Origin of the sequence: Phocaeicola abscessus CCUG 55929 (genome assembly GCF_000312445.1) — a bacterium.
Lineage (GTDB): Bacteria > Bacteroidota > Bacteroidia > Bacteroidales > Bacteroidaceae > Phocaeicola > Phocaeicola abscessus.
Genome location: NZ_HE997183.1, coordinates 565,014 through 584,143, shown reverse-complemented (window position 1 = coordinate 584,143; position 19,130 = coordinate 565,014). Strand labels below are relative to the sequence as shown.

The window sequence follows — 19,130 nt, the reverse complement described above, 5'->3', positions numbered from 1 at the left end:
CAGCTGTACCTGCATGCACTGATAACCGACGGCATCGGGCAGGGTACGCCTGCCCACTACGAAAATGGACCCACCACCAAGGCGGCGCCGGTGACTACCGCCACCATGTACGCCGACGCCACAGTGTTCGCCGCCGTGTACCCATCCACCGACACGTGGAACAACACCGTTGCGCCCTCTTACTTCTTCGACACACAGGTGAAGAAGACGGAGAATTGGGCGACGACCTACTACTGGCCGGGCACGAACAAGCGGGTGGCATTCTTCGCCTATGCCCCGCACCACTGTGCGGGCGTGACGCTCACCACAAGCGCCACCACGCCGGGAGCGCCTGTGTTCAGCTATACCGTACCGGCGGCCGTGGCCGACCAGACCGACCTGCTCACCGCCTCGTCGGTGGACGTGGCGGGCATACAGCACGCGCCGGCGCCGCTGACGTTCAAGCATGCGCTGACCGCTGTGCGCTTTGAGACAGGGACGGACTTACTGCCGGGAACGGTGACCAAGATAACGCTCAAGGGGGTGTATGGCACGGCGACGCATCGAATAGGTGAGACGGTCTGGAGCGCATACTCCAACGTGCGTAACTTCGAGCAGACATTCACGACGGTGACGCCTGACCCAAATGTGCCGGGCTCGCCCATAACGCAGCCTGCCGCCACCTTCATGATGCTGCCGCAGACGCTGCCCGCGGGGGCGCAGATAGAGGTGAAATACACCGACAAGCTGACCAACACGCAGCGCACGCTCACGGCGAACATCGCCGGAAAGACGTGGCCCATGGGCAAGACCGTGGTCTACCGCATCAGCACCAGCAGCATATCGGTGACCTCCACGCTGGAGGTAACGCCACCTGCGGAGTACACCTGTCAAGGAGGAAACAATACCTACACCGTGAAGAGCTACGCCTCCGTATCCGGAGGAGGAGCAACGGCCAACGTGCCCATAGCCTGGGAAGTGGAATACTCCACCGATGGAGGATCAAACTGGAGCAACACCAAGCCCACATGGCTCACGACCTTCACCGAAAGCGGAGCGGGAGGTACTTCGGCTGCATACTATACCGCCACCGTGGCGGCGCAGGTGAACAGCGCACCGGCCAATCCACACACCGAGGCATTGAAGAACGCAACACCGGTGACCAATTACGACCTCTCCACGCACAACTATCAGGGAAACACCGCACCCATGCGTACGGCCAACTGCTACATCGTGAACGCGGCGGGGAGGTACAGGTTGCCGTTAGTATATGGCAATGCGGTGGATTACGTCAAGGTGCCGGCAACGGGAAACAATACCTCCGCCTACACCTCCACCGCAGGCGGGGGCAATGTGCTGACACCTCTCATCAACCACCGCGGAGCACCCATTAGCAATCCTTATATCTACAACAACGCCGGCTGCGTGCCCGCCAACTGCACGCTCATCTGGCAGGACGCGCAGAACTTGGTGACGAACGTAGCACTATCTTCCGACCGCCATTTCCTCCAGTTTACCGTGGGGCAGGCCACCATCCGCCAAGGTAACGCCGTGGTGGCGGTGCGCGACGCCTCGAACACCGTGCTGTGGAGCTGGCATATCTGGGTGACGGACTACAGGCCGGGAACCATAGGAACAACCACACCCGACAAGGAAATCACCAACTACCAGAACCGGAAGTACAAGATTATGACTGTCAACCTCGGCTGGTGCGACGAAAAAGAGGTGATATATGCCGAGCGCACCGTGCAGGTACGCTTCAAGCAGAGACCTACAGCGGGGTACACATCGGCTGCCACAAAGACGTTTACTGTAAAGCAGAAAGCGCATACCATTACAGAGATTGGGAATAGCACTTATTACCAGTGGGGACGGAAAGACCCGTTCGTGGGGGCATTGGAAGGGCCGGGCGGAAGCAGCGAAGGCATTAACAAGACATGGTATGATGCCGGCGGGAACGTCAAAACCAACCAGATTCCTACAACAAGCAACTTCCCACACAATAATGCCTGCATCACTACCGGTATCACGAACCCCGGCACGTTCTCTACCAACTCTTACATGGACAACCAATATTATAACTTGTGGAGTGCAAACAACAACACTATCTCATTCAACGACAATCTCGTAGTAAAGACTATCTACGACCCTTGCCCCGCAGGATACAAGCTCCCGCCAAGCAACGCCTATACCGGCTTTACCACAACGGGAAACAACACAACTAATGTTAGCCAGTTCAATGTACAAGGAGCTTGGGCCAAAGGTTGGAACTTCTATTGCGACCCAAGCAAGACTACCTCCGTCTTTTTCCCTGCGTCGGGCTCGCGGTTCTACACTACCGCAGTGCCCTACTACGTGGGGAGCGGCGCCTACTACTGGACAGCGAGGCCGTACAGCCCGAGCATTGGGTGGTATCTGAGCTTCGGCTCGGGCGGCGTGTACCCGATAAACTACTACTATCGGAGCTACTGCTTCGTGGTGCGGGCGGCTCAAGAATAAGAGGGAGCGAGCCATGGAAGTACCGAAGACGACATAGGCATGCCACTACTCGTGAGATAGCATCTCGGCGAGAGGATGAGATGAACGGCTTTCGACCTCCCGGTAACTCGGGATCGGTGCGATCCGCCGTCGGTGTTCGATGAGTATCGTTCGGTGGTTAGCGTGGGTATGAAGGTCAGCGCGCCTGGACATTAGTTAATGAATCGTGAAAAGAAAAACAGTCGGCGCGTGAGCCTGACGAATGTATGCCCACTGCTAATCACCGAACGATGCTTTGCCGCTTTATTTTTCGATCTTCCTCGGGAGGGGCATTTCGGTTCTGCGAACGTGTCCGTCTACGTCCCGAACTCCGTCGGCGCGGTTGTTTATCCCGTCGGATAGGTTGTACAACGTATCCAGCGCGGTCCGGGACGTCGAATTTGAGGTTGTCTAACGTGTCTGGCGGGATTCGGGACGTAGATGGACAGATTACCCAACGTATCCGGTGGGGTTCGTGACGTCAAATTTGAGGTTGTCTAACGTGTCCGGCGGGATTCGGAACGTAGACGGACAGGTTACCCAACGTATCCGGCGGGATCCCTGTCCTGTAAAAGGCATATCTGCGTAGCGGATAAGCGCGTTGTCAGCGAAAATCTGGCAACGTAAAAGAGGCTGTACCATAAACTTAATTCTGACACGGCCTCTCCTGAACTGATCCGCTCCTGCAAATTTTTATTTTGACGCACCCTTTGAGTATGTCGTCTTATTTTTGCATTTACTTGTGCCCGAGAATGTGCATCGTATCGGTAGCGATCATCAATTCTTCGTCCGTAGGGATGACGACCACCTTTACCTTGGAGTCGGTGGCGGAGACGAGGCATTCTCGCAGTGTGCTCCGTTGGATGCTTCGGTTGAGCGCCTTGTCGAGTTTAACGCCCAAGTATTCCATCCCCTCGCAACTGTATTCGCGGGAGTTCCATTGGTTTTCGCCCACTCCGCCCGCGAATGCGATCACGTCGACTCCTCCCAATGCAGCAGCATAGGCGCCGATGTACTTGCGTATTCGATAGAAGTAAATTTTCTCGGCGAGTATCGCCCGTTGGTTTCCTTGGGCGATGGCCGTTTCGATTTCGCGCATGTCCGAAGAGATGCCCGTGATGCCCAACATGCCCGATTGCTTGTTCAGCAGGTTCGAAACGCCTTTGGCGTCCAAGCCTTCTTTCTCCATGATATAGGTTACCGCTCCCGCGTCGATATCACCGCTACGAGTTCCCATGACGCAGCCTTCCAACGGAGTCAGTCCCATCGTGGTATCGATGCATTGGCCGTCTTTGACGGCTGCGATGGAGACCCCGTTGCCGATGTGGCAGGTGATCAGACGGGTGCCTTTCGCCCGGATATCCAGGAATTCGCAGACACGCTGTGCGATATACCGATGGGATGTTCCGTGGAAACCGTAACGGCGGATGCCGTATCTCTCATACAGTTCGTAGGGGATGGCGTAGAGGTAGGCATAGTCGGGCATGGTTTGGTGAAATGCCGTATCGAACACGCCGACTTGCGGCACGTTCGGCATGGTCTCGGCAATGGCGGCGACACCTTTCAGGTTGGCCGGGTTGTGAAGCGGGGCAAGGTCGTTGCATGATTCGATGACTTTCAATGCCTGTTCGTCCAATAACACCGATCGGTTGAAATGTTCGCCTCCATGAACGATACGGTGCCCGACCGCGTCGATTTCGGTCAACGAGGCGATAGCTCCGTATTGCGGGTCGACCAAGGTCTTTAAAATGAATTCCACTCCTGCCGTATGTTCGGCCATTTCTCTTTTCAGCGTCTTCTTCTCGCCGCCGGGTAATTTGACTTGCAGAAAAGATCCCGGAAGTCCCAGCTTCTCTACGCCTCCGCTCGCTATCACTTCACCGGACGTCATATCGAACAGTTTGTATTTGATCGAGGAACTTCCACAGTTCAGAACTAAAATTTTCATAAGTTTCTTTCTATAAAAAGATGAAAGGAGTCGGTCTGCCGATTTCTTCCATCACCATGAGTATCGATTATTTGTTTTCTTTTGCAGCGATTGCCTGATTGGCGGTAATGGCGATCATCTTGTAGATATCGTCGACACAGCAGCCGCGCGAGAGGTCGTTGACCGGACGGGCGATGCCTTGAAGGATCGGACCTACGGCTATTGCATGCCCTAAACGTTCGACTAATTTGTAAGCGATGTTACCGACTTCCAGATTGGGAACGATCAAGACATTGGCTTTACCGGCCACGGGCGAGCCCGGTGCTTTTGTCGCACCCACTTTCGGGACCAGCGCCGCATCGGCCTGCAATTCTCCGTCGATCGACAAGTCCGGATCCATCTGTTTGGCAATGCTCAAGGCTTCCACTACTTTGTCGACGACCTCGTGCTTCGCAGAGCCTTTCGTGGAGAAGCTCAGGAGGGCGACACGCGGCTCGATGCCTGCGATGGATTTTGCCGTTTTTGCCGTACAAACGGCTATTTGTGCCAATTGGTCGACATCTGGAACCGGGGTCACGGCTACGTCCCCGATGACGACCAGGCCGTTTTCGCCGTATTCCTTGGCTTCGGTCACGAGGATCATACCTCCCGATACGCAGGTAATGCCGGGGACGGTCTTGATGATTTGCAGTGCGGGACGGAGCACATTACTCGTCGTGTTGCGAGCACCGGCCAGCTGTCCGTCGGCAGCGCCGGTCTTAATAATCATACAACCCAGGTAGAGCGGGTCGAGCATCTTCTGACGAGCCTCTTCGAGAGTCATTCCCTTGCTTTTGCGAAGTTCGGTCAGCAGTTGCGCGTATTCCTCTTTCTTCGGGTTCGTTTCGGGATCGATGATCGTCGCTTTGTCGATATGTTTCAGCTCCCATTGTTCCGCCAAACCTCTGATCGCCGTTTCGTTGCCGAGCAGGAACAGATCGGCGAGACCATCGGCCAAAGCGCGATCAGCGGCTTTCAAGGTCCGTTCTTCCGTCCCTTCCGGGAGAACGATACGTTGTTTGTCGGCCCTCGCGCATTCGATAAGTTGAGTAAATAAGTCCATGACAGGATATTTTTATATAACGGTTATACTTTTATACACGTACAAAAGTACGCAAATTTGTCATATACACCTTGCAAAACAAGGATTATTTTTCTTTTATTTATGTGAGTTCGTACGGTTATGAGAAATCTTTCGCTAACTTTACGCCCGTATTCAAGTCATCTGTATGCTAAGTTTTAAAGAGATCACTTTAGCTGATAAGGAAACGATTCAGCATTTCACCCTCCATAGCCCGCGGAGAAATTGCGATCTGCAATTTGCCAATCTCTGTAGTTGGACCTTTCTGTATCAGACCGAATTTGCCGTAATGAACGACTATCTGTTACTTCGCTTCTATTCGGGAGAAGTGCTTGCCTATATGTTGCCCGTCGGTACGGGCGACATACGTCCCGTGCTAAAGGCAATGGTTGAAGATGCCGAAGACCTCGGTTCTCCTTTCCGTTTGTTAGGCGTCTGCACGAATATGCGCGCGGATTTGGAGGCTGCCATGCCCGGGAAGTTTACTTTTACGGAAGATCGCGATTACTTCGATTACATCTATCTCCGCGAAGAATTGGCCTCCTTGAAGGGGAAGAAGCTGCAAGCGAAGCGAAACCATGTGAACAAGTTCAAACGCACCTATCCGGATTACGAATACAAAGAGCTGACTCCTGCGCTGGTATCCGAATGTCTGAAGTTGGAAGAAGAATGGTACAAAGACAGTCCGGAAGAAAACCGGATGGCCTTGCGGGCGGAACGCCGCTCGATGACGTATGCCTTGAAACATATCGACGCGTTGGGCATTAGCGGAGGAGTATTGCATGTGAATGGTCGGATTTGTGCTTTTACCTATGGAGGTGCCATTAACTACGAAACATGGGATACCTGCGTGGAAAAAGCTGATACGAACATCGAAGGAGCCTATGCAATGATTAACTATGAATACGCTAATCACATTCCCGAACAGTATGTTTATGTGAACCGAGAAGAAGATTTGGGCATAGATGGACTGCGGAAGGCGAAGCTGTCTTATAAACCCGTTATTTTGTTGGAGAAATACATAGCAGAGTACAATGACCATAAAAGATGAAGTCAGGGCGCTTTGGGAAGCATGTTTCGAGGATCCCGAAGCGTTTGTCGACCTGTACTTCGATCGTCGTTATTCAGACGATGCCAACATTGCTATCCGTAAGGATGGACGCCTTGTTGCCGCGTTACAGACGATTCCGTACGAAATGACGTTCTGCCATGCCGTCGTCCCGGTTTCGTATGTCTCGGGAGCGTGTACCCATCCTGCCTATCGCAAGCAGGGGTTGATGAGAAAACTGCTGAAGGAAGCTCATCGGAAAATGCGGGAGAATGAGGCATGGTTCAGCGTGCTCATACCGGCGGAAGAATGGCTCTTTCGCTATTATCGGGCTTCGGGCTATGCTTCCGTTTTCCGTTTCGATGCGGAAAAATTGGATCTGAATGTCTTCCTGAACGATGATGCGTGTTCGGATAGAAAGAACGATTATCGGATGGAATGTGCGAGAGGCAACCGAGAAGTATATGCTTATTTGAATAGAGGTTGGAGAAGTCGGAACTGTTGGGTTCAGCATTCGTATGAAGATTTTTTAGACATTACGGCAGATTTGTTTTTGGATAAGGGAGTATTACTCGTGGCGAAGCGTGATGAACGGATCGTCGGAGCGGCTATAGCCGTGCATAAGGGAGACGACTTGGTGTTGAAGGAATTGCTTTTCGACGATGAAAGGACAAAAACTGTTTTGTTGAGTGGCATCGCCCTTCATTTCGAAACGTTCTCCGCCCTATGGATCAAACCGGGCGCTTCTTATCGCCACGGAATGGCCCGGTTGTTGGATGTGGAAAAGGCGTATTCCGCCTATGCGGAGAACCATCCTGAGGAGCATCTGACCTTTTTTATCGACGACGATCAGGACTTGCCCGAAAACAACGGACTTTATGAAATACACGACGGAAAACTTTCCCATGACCGGAATATAGGGCGGGAGGCTTTTCCGTTTACGATAGAGAAAGCGACCGCCTACCTGTTCAGAGCGTATCTTCCCTATATGAGTTTGATGATGGATTAATCCGCTTTCGTCAACATCCTTTCCAGTTCCTCCGCATTCAACTGCAAATGGAATTGCCCCTTATAGGCGACGGAGATCCCTCCTGTTTCTTCGGAAACGATTACGGCCATTGCGTCGGTCTCCTGCGAGATGCCCATCGCCGCCCGATGGCGTAGCCCTAACTCCTTGGGAATATCCATATCGTGCGAAACGGGGAGAATGCATCCGGCGGCTTCGATCCGTTTATTGCGGATAACCATGGCTCCGTCGTGAAGCGGACTGTTTTTGAAGAATATATTTTCGATCAGGCGTTGATTGACATTGGCGTCGATTATATCCCCCGTTCGGATGATATCGTTGAGGGGCATTGACTTTTCGATGACGATCAGCGCTCCTACTTTCCCCTTGCTCATGCTCAGACAGGCCATGACGATGGGCATGATTGCAGAACGGTCGGTTTTCTCATGCCGATTCCCGGAGAGGTATCGGAAAAAGCTTCCCAATTTTTTATGGGAGCCTAACTGCACTAAAAACTTTCGGATGTCATCCTGAAACAGCACGATCAGGGCTAATGCGCCCACGCTGATCAGCTTGTCGAGAATAGCTCCTACCAAACGCATTTCTACGACTTGGGAGACGATCACCCAAATGCCTAACAAGATCAATATGCCGGTGAAGATATTGATGGAGCCGGAATCTTTCATGAGCCGGTAGGTCTGATATAGCAGATAGGCTACCAGCAGAATATCGATCAGGTCTTTAATGCTGAATGCAAACATAGTTCGTTATTTATGCGTCAATCATCTTCTTCACAAGCTTGACCGCTTCCGTCGCCTCCTTTACGTCGTGCACGCGTAGGATATTTGCTCCTTTCATGAGCGAGATGGCATGGATGACGGTAGTGCCGTTTAATGCTTCTTCCGGCGAGGTTCCCAGCAATTTATAGATCATGGATTTCCGGGAAACGCCGACCAGGAGAGGCAGTTCAAAGATGCTGAATGCTTCCAGATGTCGGAGGATCCGGTAGTTATCGTCCACGGATTTGCCGAACCCGAAGCCCGGATCGAGGATGATGTCTTTGACTCCTAAATCGTGCAGTTTAGCGGTCTTCTTCGAGAAATAATAGCCGATTTCCTGCAGCAGGTTATCGTAATGCGGATCGGCTTGCATCGTCTGCGGGGTGCCTTTCATGTGCATAATGATATAAGGTACGCCCAATCGCGCTACCGTGGCGAACATGTCTTTGTCTAACTCACCGGCCGAGATATCGTTGACAATGGCTGCACCGTATTCTTCTACGCACATTTGGGCGACGTCGGCGCGAAATGTATCGACCGAGACGATGGCTTCCGGTTGTTCTCTCCGAACGATAGCCAACCCTTTGCGTAATCGATTCATCTCTTCTTCCTGACTGACGTCGGTAGCGAAGGGACGGGAAGAATACGCTCCAATATCGATGATCGTCCCGCCTTCAGCAATGATTTGACGCACGCGGCGGGCGATTCCCGCTTCCGTCTCCTGTCGGCTTCCGGCATAAAAAGAGTCTGGCGTTACGTTCAATATGCCCATCACTTGCGGGGTGCTTACATCCATTAGCCTGCCGTTGACATTGATAAACTTCTTCATTTTTCTCTGATATAGTAATGCAAAATTACGATAATAATTGATTTTCTTTTATTTCGGCGTGCAATTTTAGCTGTTTGCCGTATATTTGTCGTGCAATTTACTCGGAAAGAAGTGAAATAACAGTTTGCTGAAATGGACATTTCTACGTTATACAGATACTTTACGGAGTGCGGACGAGTGACGACCGATACGCGCGATTGCCCGCAAGGCGCTATGTTCATTGCGTTGAAGGGGCGTCGTTTCGATGGGAACGAATTCGCTGCGTCGGCCTTGGAGAAGGGTTGTCGGTATGCGGTGGTCGACGACGCTTCGGCGGCGGGAAGGAATCCTCGCATCCTTTTAGTAGAGGACGGCTTGAAAGCGTTGCAGGAATTGGCCAATTATCATCGTAAGAAGGTGAAGACTCGGATTATTGCCGTTACGGGTACGAACGGAAAGACGACGACCAAGGAGTTGATTGCTGCCGTACTCGGAAAACAATATCGCGTATTGGCCACGGAGGGGAACCAGAATAATCAGATCGGTGTGCCGCTTACGCTGCTCCGCCTGACTGCAGAGCGGGAACTGGCTGTCATCGAGATGGGAGCCAACCATCCCGGAGACATTGCGGAATTGGCGAAGATTGCTGAGCCCGATTACGGACTCATCACCAATGTGGGGCTGGCTCATCTGGAAGGTTTCGGTTCGTTCGAGGGGGTGCTTCGCGCCAAGGGCGAGCTCTACGATTACCTGCGTCATGCCGGTGCGCACACCGTTTTTATCGATAAGGACAACGAGGCCTTGACTGTTATTTCGCACGGCCTCACTCGAATTACCTACGGGACGGATGATATCGACGAGCCATATATCGGTGGGAAGTTGGGAGCGTGCGATCCTTTCCTTGCTTTCGAATGGACGCATGATAAACGGGTATATGCAGTGCGAACGCAGTTAGTAGGGGGGTATAATTTGAAGAATGCGTTGGCTGCCCTTGCCGTCGGACGTTTCTTCGGCGTACCGGAATCGCAGCTGTGCGAGGCTTTGGAAGCATATGTTCCGGATAATAACCGCTCTCAGCTGATGGAAACTCGCCGCAATCACCTGATTCTGGATGCTTATAATGCGAATCCCACCAGCATGCTGTCGGCTTTGGAGAACTTTTGCAATATGAATGTTCCGTGCAAGATGGCCATAGTAGGGGATATGAAAGAGTTGGGAGCAAGCAGTGGCACGGAACACCGAAGGATGGTCGATTACTTGAAGACCTGCGGCTTTGAGAAAGTGATTCTGGTCGGAGAGGAGTTTGGTAAGGTGAAGGGCGACTTCGAACATTACGCCAATGTGGAAGCGTTGAAGGAAGTTATCCGGAAGAGTTGCCCGCAGGGCAAATATATCCTGATAAAGGGATCCCATAGCATGCGACTGGTGCAGTTGAAAGAACTGCTTTAAGTCTGATTTTTACTTCTTCGGATGCAGGGGAGGGGGAATGTTATCGGCGCAGCGGGAATAATAAACCTCGTCCCCCGATACCGATTCTACCTGTCGGAAGGAGGAAAGTGAAGTTCCCGTCGCGAAAGGGCGCATTGGGGCATTTTTGTTATTTTAACGGACGGGAATGCAGTTTCTTCCAAATGTTTTGTTTCTTTAGAAAAAATAGATCGATCATGACAAGGCAAGCATGCTTATTCTTATTCTTATGCATAAGTATTTTAACTTCGCCCTTAGAAGCGCAGACTTACGATGCCATGTGGAAAAACGTGGAAATGTGGCAGAAAAAAGATCTGCCCAAGTCGGCATGGATGGAAGCGCGAAAAGTTTATGAAAAGGCCGAAAGAGAACGGAATGTTCCGCAGATGATAAAAGCGTTTTGGATGTCCATGGAATTGAGGGCCACCTTTTCGGACGACAGCTTGACTATCGATAAAAAGAAGTTGTTGGAATGGGCGGAACATACGGAGAACATTGTCGATCAATCCGTGCTTTATGCGCTGTGGAGCAGCATCATTATCGCCGAAGACGTACGATCGGGGTTCGAGAAGGCGATGTTGGCCCTTAAGCATGCGGACGCGTTGAAAGCTGTTTCGGCAGCGAGTTATGCCCCGTTGACGAAATCCGGTAAGACTAGCGAGGCATACTTCCGTAACAACCTGTACGACCTGCTGGCACGCTATCTTTTGGACCAATTGAAAAACAGGGCTTGGACGGCCTCGCAAGATGGAAATCAAACGGAGAGATTACCCACCAATATACACAACCTGCGGGATTTTATGAATGCACCCTTTCCGCTTGCCAGTCCCTGCGACGTGAAAGCCGGTATTCTGCACATCTATCAATCGTTACTGAAGATGTACGATAACGAGGAGGAGCGGGCTGCTTGGATATTGACCGCCTTGGACGCCATGGCGTATTTGCAGGAAACCTATCGCTCGTTCATGACGGACGAGGAACGCGATGCGCAATATAAGACCTGGATACGTCAGTACCTGGCGATAAAAACCGTTCCGGAGGTGTATATCGCCTATGGTAGGGACGGGCGGTTCCGGGAAGACAACCCTGCGGAATGTTTGGCGATGGTTCGGGAAGGCATAAGGAAATACCCTGATTATACCAATGTCAACGAACTGAAGAATATCGAGAAAGAGATTCTGAATCCGGCTCTCTCGATCCGGATTTCTTCGGCTTGTCCCGGAGAGATGCGGAAATTAAACATCCGCTACAAGAATCTGACAGGAGTTACCATTCAGACTTATCGAATAAACTTGTCTCCTGATTCTCCCGTTTGGAGAAAAGGGCAGAAAGAGGTCTTGTCGAAACATGCGCACTTGGTCAAAGAAACGCCTGTCGCTTTGAAAGCCACCAACGATTATCGATTCCACAATGCGGATGTCCACTTTCGGATGCCCGAATGCGGTATTTATTATTTAAAAGCCCTTCCCGACGGAAAGCGACGGGCGGAATTGGACGGCACTTTTCTTTACATTACCGGCATGCGGATCATCTCCCGCCCGTTGCCCAACGGGGAGCAGGAATTGGTGGTGTTGGACGCAAAGTCGGGACATCCCGTGAAGGATGCCCTCGTCTCTATCTACGAAAACGATTATGCGAAAGGATTTGTTCGTCTGAAAGACTATCCGACAGATGAGCAAGGAACCGTCCGCTTGTCCGACCTCGACGGTCAAAGCTGGTTCCATGCGCGTAGAGTCGGCGACGAATGGATGGAGATCGCTTCGCTGTGGAGCGCCCGGTATGAGAGACCGGCAGACGAAGAGCGTGCTTGCCTCGCACAACTCTTCACGGACCGAGCTCTCTATCGTCCCGGACAAACCGTTTTCGTTTCTGGTATCTGTTATACGCAGCTGAAGGATGAGACGAAGGCGGTGGAAAACGCATCCGTGACGTTGACGTTGAGGGATGCGAACGGGAAAGAAGTACGGAAAGCAAAGGCGACGACCAACGTGTTCGGGAGCTTTGGCGAACAGTTTATCTTGCCGGTCGGCGGGTTTACCGGACGATTTACAATTGAAGCGGAATTGGAAAAGACAAGAGCTTCGACCGATTTTCAAGTAGAAGCATACAAGCGGCCTACTTTCGAGGTCGCTTTCGAAAAAGTAAAATCGTCCTACGGAGTCAACGATTCCATTCGGGTGGAAGGCGTAGCGAGAACCTTCGTAGGCTTTCCCTTGCAACGGGCGGAAGTTCGTTACACCGTTGAGCGGCGTACCGCTGCTTTCTGGGCGAGGAGGCATTCGGAAGTCACTGCTCGCTGGGAAGGAGATACGGAAACAGACGGGGAAGGAAAGTTCTTCGTACCGGTCGAATTGTCGGTAGAGGACGAGGATGTCGACAGGTTTTATTACAATTACGAGGTAACTGCTGAGATTACCTCCGTGACGGGAGAAACCCGTCGAGGCTCGATACGCATTCCGCTATGGAGCTCCTCGATGCGCTTGCGTATCGAAGGATTGGATACCGACGAAGTGTATAAGGAGAAGCTGCCAGAGCGCATCGTTTTTACCGCAAGGAATTTGCTGAACGAACCCGTGGCGACAAATGTCCGCTACGAACTGATACGAATAGAGGAGCTGTCGGAAGAAGAGAAAGTGCAGCGGGCGCGGAAGCCGATTGATCCGTCGGCTGAAGAGCCGGAACAATTTAAAGAAGTGTGGACGATATGGGACGGCGAATGGCCGGCGAACGAACCGATCGGCTTGGAAAACCGGACGGACGAGATGTCGTGTGGATGGTATAGGTTGCGGATAACGGCCAAGGACGATAAAGGCAGGGAGTGTACGGCCACGAGAGATTTCCTCTTGCTATCTCTGAACGATGAGAAATTGCCGGTCGCTCGTACCGACTGGTACTACATGGACGGCGCCGAGTTCGGGGAAAAGAATCCGACTTTATACGTCGGTACTACGGAGAAGGAGGTATATCTCCTTTACGATGTCTTCGCTGAGAATCGGCGGGTCGAGTCCCGCCGGTTGATGCTCTCCGACCAAATCGTGAAGTTTTCTTATCCGTATAAGGAAGTGTACGGCGAGGGTATTTTCATTTCGTGGGCTTTCGTCAGAAACGGCGATTTGTATCGACATCAGTCGATCCTTGTCCGTCCTAAGCCCGATAAGGAACTGAAACTGAAATGGACCTCCTTTCGCGATAAGCTGACGCCCGGTCAGCGCGAAGAATGGCGTTTGCGCGTCGTCGCTCCCGATGGGAAGCCTGCTCATGCCGAACTCTTGGCCATGATGTACGATGCGTCACTGGATCGATTGAAAACCAATCGAGTGCATTTTGATCTGCGATTCAACCGTCCGGTTCCTTTTACCAGTTGGAGGATGAAGCAGGAACACGGAGGAGCGATGGAGGCTTACTATGCATATCGGACATTGTCTTATCCGGGCTTGGAATATTCGTCATTCTTCCATGCCTCGTTCGGATCTTTCCAGGGGGCAGAGATGGAATTGAAAGCGGTCGCCGTGGGGCAACTGAACAGGCACGATAGTGGGAAAACGTCTCGTCCGGGACGGAGCCTGCAAGCCCTTTCTATGGATGTCGCTTCGGATGAGGTGCCCGAAAGCCGGGGAGCGGCTTCCGGCGGAGAAGAGACTGAAGCGAAGGAGGTACGGCTGGATGCCTCCGTTTCGATGAGAGAGAACTTTGATGAGACGGCTTTTTTTTACCCGCAACTGCGAACGGATGAAAATGGAGAGGTGAGCATTGCTTTCACACTTCCGGAAAGTTTGACGGAGTGGAAATTCGTGGGGCTGGCTCATACGGCGGATATGAATTACGGCATGTTGTATTCGAGCGTTACGGCCGCCAAGGATTTTATGCTGCAGGTGCACATGCCTCGTTTCGTCCGTATCGGCGACAGGGTTCATATCACAGCTCAAGTGACGAATACGGGCGGGAAACCCGCCGATGGGAAAGTTAGGTTGGAACTGTTCGATCCACAAACGGATAACACGTTTTATACTGATTCCAAACCTTTCGGTGTGAAAACGGAGAAATCCGTTCCGGTGGACTTTTTCTTCGAGGTAACGGACAAACATCCCATCATGGCCGTCCGGATATTTGCCGAAGGAAACGGATTCAGCGACGGAGAACAACATCTTCTTCCCGTTTTGATGGATAAAGAACGGATGACGGAGACCATCCCATTGCATATCCACGGCAAGGGAACGAAGACTTTTTCATTAACGAACCTGTTTAATCGACACAGCAAATCCGTGACGCAGAAGAAGATGACGGTCGAATTGACTGCCGACCCTATGTGGTATGCCGTACTGGCCTTGCCCGCCCTGAGCAACCCGCAGAACGAAAGCGCTGTTTCGTGGGCGGCGGCCTACTATGCGAACACATTGGCCAAGCACATCGTCGATACGCACCCACGCATCAGACAGGTATTCGATGGCTGGAAAGTGCAGGGAGGCGGCGCCGGTCACTTCATGGGTCGACTACAACAGAATCAAGATTTGAAAAACCTACTTTTGGAAGAAACACCTTGGGTGGCGACGGCGGAGAATGAGGTCGAACAACGTCGTTGCCTGACTGCGCTCTTCGATATCAATCAGATGGCGGATAAATTGGCTGCCGACGAGGAGAAACTGAAAGCCTTACAAAAGTCGGACGGAGGTTGGAGCTGGTTCGAAGGGATGGAAAGTAATCGGTATATCACCACGGAGGTGATGGAGATGTTATCCCGCCTCCAGACGATGACCGGCCGGCCTTATTCCGATTCGATGAAACGATTGACGGATCGGGCGCTGGCGTATCTGGATAAGGAAGCACACGAAGAATATCGAAGTATGCTGAAACAGGAAAGAGAATATCCGAAGACGGATCGAATCCCTTCCGAGACCACCGTTCGGTATCTCTATATCCGTGCTTTGTGTCGTCGGAGTTCGACGCTGTTGCAACCGGACGAGGAGACGATGACCGGATATTTCCTCGATCGGATAGCATCTCACTCTGCGTCGTTTTCCGTTTACGGAAAGGCCGTCGGTGCCGTCGTGCTTTACGATTACGGGCGTGTGGCCGAGGCGGAGGTGTTTCTGCAATCGCTGATGGAATATGCTGTGGCGACCGACGAGATGGGACGTTATTACGATGCGCGCAAAGCGTATTATTCCTGGTGCAGCTATCGCATGCCGACCGAAGTGGCTGCCATCGAAGCCATCGATCGGATCTCGAAAGACCGACAGGCGATCCAGGAGATGCAACGCTGGATTCTGAAGCAGAAACAGACGCAGTGTTGGGCGACCCCGATCGCTTCGGTCAATGCGATTTATGCCTTGTTGAACAGAGAGGAGAACGATTGGCCGACTTATGCCGGTGATGTGAAAGTGAAAATCGGGGAAACCGTTGTCAGAACTCCGACGGATGATGCCCTCGGATATGTAAGGCGGGAAGTGGCGACAAACGACGTCGATGCGGATCGGGCCGTGATCGAGAAGAACGATGAGGGAATTTCGTGGGGAGCCGTCTATGCGCAATACGTGGCGGATATGCGCGAGGTACGAAGCCAAGGCGAAGCGTTGACCGTCCGTCGGGAACTCGTAAAGGACGGGCGACCGGTTGATGGGGCGACGGATTTGCACGTCGGTGACAGGTTGACCGTTCGCCTGACGGTTACGGCCGATCGGGATATGGATTTCGTCCAGATAAAGGATGGTCGCGCCGCCTGCATGGAGCCGCTCGATGTGCTGTCTGGCTATCGTTGGAACAACGGATGGGGGGTATATCAAAGCACGAAGGACGCCTCTACGCTCTTCTACGCGGATAAGATGCCCAAAGGCACCTATACGCTGGAATATCAGGTTTATCTCACGCGGGCAGGAAAATACCTTGCGGGCGTAGCTGCGATTCAGTCGGCTTACGCTCCCGAATTCGGCGGACATGGAGATGCTTTGACAATCGAAGTAAAATAATGCAATATGGATCATCGTGACATGAAATGGGAAACGTTAGCAAGCGAATACCTGATTGAACGGCCTTGGCTGACCGCCCGACGGGATCGCGTCCGGCTTCCTACCGGCATCGTCAATAACGAATATTATGTACTGGAATATCCAGATTGGGTGAATGTGATAGCCATTACCAAGGACGGTGAATTTGTTTTTGTGCGCCAGTACCGTTATGCCATCGGCGAAACATTGTACGAAATTTGCGCCGGAGTAGTGGAGAACGGAGAAGAACCACTCGAAGCTGCACAGCGAGAGTTGAGCGAAGAAACGGGGTATGCGGGGGGCGAGTGGGAAACCTGGCTGACTGTCTCTGCCAATGCGAGTGCGCAAACCAATCTCACTCATTGCTTTTTGGCGAGAGGGGTGGAAAAAGTTTCCGCACAGCGGTTGGATGCGACGGAAGATATTGAAGTTTGTCTGTTCAGCGAGGAAGAAATGCTCCGATTGTTGAGAAATAACGAGATCAAACAAGCCCTGATGGCGGCTCCGCTCTGGAAATACGTTGCGGAGAAGAGCGTCCGGTGTTTTTAACAAGGAAAACAGTTTTCTTCGTCCGCTTTGCAACCCGATTGCAATTTATTTTCCATATTTTTGCGAATCGAAGGAAAGAACGAAGCAATGGAAATAGCGAGCAACGTGGAACGATTGACGAGGAAAGGCATTCATCCGACGGCCATCCGCCTGCTGGTGCTGGATGAGATGCTACGGGCACAACGGGCGATCTCCATTTCGGAGTTGGAGGAGAGGTTGGATACGGTGGATAAGTCGACGATTTTCCGCTCGCTGACGCTCTTCCTCAAACACCGCCTGATTCACGCCATCGAGGACGGGAGTGGGGTGCTGAAATACGAGATCTGCGGCGGCGAAGACGAATGTTCGCTGGACGACATGCACATCCACTTCTATTGCGAGATCTGTCATCGTACCTTCTGCCTGAAAAATACGCCCATCCCAGCGGTGACATTGCCGAAAAACTTCGAGATGCATTTCATCAACTACATGGTGAAGGGTATTTGTCGGGACTGTTCGGCAGCGCACCGGTTGCATGAAATGACGGAATAAAATGAATTCACATATACGCTTATGAAAGAGAAAGAACATGCACACGAACATCACCACCACCATTCCGCCGGAGCGCTGACATCGCTGAGTCATATCTTTATCGTTTGCATAGCCCTGAACCTCGTCTACGTGTTTATCGAGGCGGGCGTGGGGGTTTACGAGCATTCGCTGGGGCTGCTTTCGGACGCCGGGCACAATTTGGGCGACGTGTTCAGCCTATTGCTGGCGCTGATCGCTTTTCATCTGGCGAAACTCGGCAATAACAAACGGTTTACTTACGGGTACAAGAAGAGCACGATCCTCATTTCATTGCTGAATGCGGTCATCCTGCTGGTGGCCGTGGGCGCCATCGTCATCGAAAGCGTGTATAAGTTTCGTCATCCCGAACCTGTAGACGGTCTGGCCATCAGCTGGACGGCCGGAGCGGGGATCGTGGTTAACGGCCTGACCACCCTGCTCTTGCTGAAAAACCAAAAGACCGATTTGAATGTGCGGGGGGCCTTTCTGCATATGCTGGCCGATACGCTCGTCTCCGTAGGAGTAGTGATCTCGGGAATCGTCATCGCCTTTACCGGCTTTTATTTGATCGACCCGATCATCAGTTTGGTGATTGCCGGAGTCATCCTCGTGTCGACCACCCGGCTGCTGACCGAAAGCATCCGCCTTTCGCTCGATGCCGTTCCTGAAAACATAAAGATCGACGAGGTCGAGACCCTGCTCGGATCCTTATCTCACGTGGTGGATGTGCATCACCTGCACGTCTGGGCGATCAGCACGACGGAGGTGGCACTGACCGCCCATATTGTCATGGATGAGTCGGGCGATATGGAGCAGATGAAAATCATGCTGAAGCAAAGATTAAAAGCGGCTGGCATTGCCCATTCCACCTTGGAGATGGAGTCGATGCACTCGCCTTGTCACGACTCCGGCCTGATTGCGGTTTCCGAACCGGCAGTTGATTGATGTTTGGCACTTCTAATTAGAAGTTATGCTTTTCATTCATGGAAAAATCCTTCCGAATAGTTGTTTTTTTAAGTTTTTTATCTATATTTGTCAGCGTATTCCGATCATAAAGGCAGAAAAACCATGGATGCGATGACCCAAAAGTGCTATTTTAGCACAACTTCCCCGGCCGAACCCCATATGCGCTACCGGCGTAGCGTCTCCTTGGCTTTTTTCGCCTGCGTGCGCGGCACAGCGCGCAACCTCTGTAAACAAAGGGATCGGCAGAGTTCCCTGCGTTTCGCCTTTCGTTCCCTTCGCCCCGAGCGGGCAACGGGAATAAGCATGCATGCAACAGCTATATTTTTATCCATTTAATTCTTTTGATCTATGAACAGAACCGTGAAACATCCCTACATCGCCCTCACCCGTGCGAAGCGATCGAATTAAAAAGCGAACAGGTCCTGGCCAGTAGG

The 19,130-nt window shown here is 52.1% G+C and carries 12 protein-coding genes; 8 read left to right on the top strand and 4 right to left on the bottom strand.

The genetic code is table 11. The features are described from left to right. Positions 1–459: 459 nt before the first annotated feature. The gene (locus BN102_RS06485) at positions 460–2,478 is read left to right on the top strand and encodes a fimbrillin family protein (RefSeq protein WP_156810946.1); all 2,019 of its coding nucleotides are present in this window, start codon (positions 460–462) and stop codon (positions 2,476–2,478) included. 754 nt (positions 2,479–3,232) lie between these two features. Here BN102_RS06485 and BN102_RS06475 read toward each other — a convergent pair. Together BN102_RS06475 and pta are read right to left on the bottom strand one after the other, a co-directional pair. Further along, positions 3,233–4,444, bottom strand: coding sequence for an acetate kinase (locus BN102_RS06475; protein ID WP_019208301.1), 1,212 nt, complete (start codon positions 4,442–4,444; stop codon positions 3,233–3,235). Between the two features lie 67 nt (positions 4,445–4,511). Then, entirely contained in the window at positions 4,512–5,525 is a 1,014-nt protein-coding gene (pta, locus tag BN102_RS06470; protein ID WP_019208300.1) for a phosphate acetyltransferase, read from the bottom strand. 166 nt (positions 5,526–5,691) lie between these two features. Here pta and BN102_RS06465 point away from each other — a divergent pair, with 166 nt between their 5' ends. Together BN102_RS06465 and BN102_RS06460 are read left to right on the top strand one after the other, a co-directional pair. Next, positions 5,692–6,594 carry a DUF2156 domain-containing protein gene (locus tag BN102_RS06465; RefSeq protein ID WP_019208299.1) on the top strand — a complete coding sequence of 301 codons (903 nt, stop codon included), beginning with the start codon at positions 5,692–5,694 and terminating at the stop codon, positions 6,592–6,594. Continuing rightward, positions 6,578–7,600, top strand: a complete 1,023-nt coding sequence (locus BN102_RS06460; protein ID WP_019208298.1) for a GNAT family N-acetyltransferase — start codon at positions 6,578–6,580, stop codon at positions 7,598–7,600. Before BN102_RS06465 ends, BN102_RS06460 begins: the two co-directional genes overlap by 17 nt. On the opposite strand, the gene cdaA is transcribed toward BN102_RS06460, so the two are convergent. Both cdaA and folP read right to left on the bottom strand, forming a co-directional pair. Continuing rightward, positions 7,597–8,358: a diadenylate cyclase CdaA gene (cdaA, locus tag BN102_RS06455; RefSeq protein WP_019208297.1), complete on the bottom strand. Its 762-nt coding sequence runs from the start codon at positions 8,356–8,358 to the stop codon at positions 7,597–7,599. The genes BN102_RS06460 and cdaA overlap by 4 nt on opposite strands. A gap of 10 nt (positions 8,359–8,368) precedes the next feature. Further along, on the bottom strand, positions 8,369–9,205 hold the full coding sequence (gene folP, locus BN102_RS06450) for a dihydropteroate synthase (protein ID WP_019208296.1): 837 nt from the start codon (positions 9,203–9,205) through the stop codon (positions 8,369–8,371). Positions 9,206–9,337: 132 nt separating this feature from the next. Here folP and BN102_RS06445 point away from each other — a divergent pair, with 132 nt between their 5' ends. The 5 genes from BN102_RS06445 (at position 9,338) to BN102_RS06425 (ending at position 18,675) form a co-directional block, all read left to right on the top strand. After that, positions 9,338–10,633: a UDP-N-acetylmuramoyl-tripeptide--D-alanyl-D-alanine ligase gene (locus BN102_RS06445; protein WP_019208295.1), complete on the top strand. Its 1,296-nt coding sequence runs from the start codon at positions 9,338–9,340 to the stop codon at positions 10,631–10,633. 215 nt (positions 10,634–10,848) lie between these two features. Further along, positions 10,849–16,614, top strand: coding sequence for an alpha-2-macroglobulin family protein (locus tag BN102_RS06440; protein WP_036787398.1), 5,766 nt, complete (start codon positions 10,849–10,851; stop codon positions 16,612–16,614). Between the two features lie 6 nt (positions 16,615–16,620). After that, positions 16,621–17,181 carry an NUDIX hydrolase gene (locus BN102_RS06435; RefSeq protein ID WP_019208293.1) on the top strand — a complete coding sequence of 187 codons (561 nt, stop codon included), beginning with the start codon at positions 16,621–16,623 and terminating at the stop codon, positions 17,179–17,181. An 87-nt stretch (positions 17,182–17,268) separates the two neighbouring features. Next, on the top strand, positions 17,269–17,712 hold the full coding sequence (locus BN102_RS06430; protein WP_021311578.1) for a Fur family transcriptional regulator: 444 nt from the start codon (positions 17,269–17,271) through the stop codon (positions 17,710–17,712). A gap of 21 nt (positions 17,713–17,733) precedes the next feature. After that, entirely contained in the window at positions 17,734–18,675 is a 942-nt protein-coding gene (locus BN102_RS06425; protein ID WP_019208291.1) for a cation diffusion facilitator family transporter, read from the top strand. The last annotated feature ends 455 nt before the right edge of the window (positions 18,676–19,130 follow it).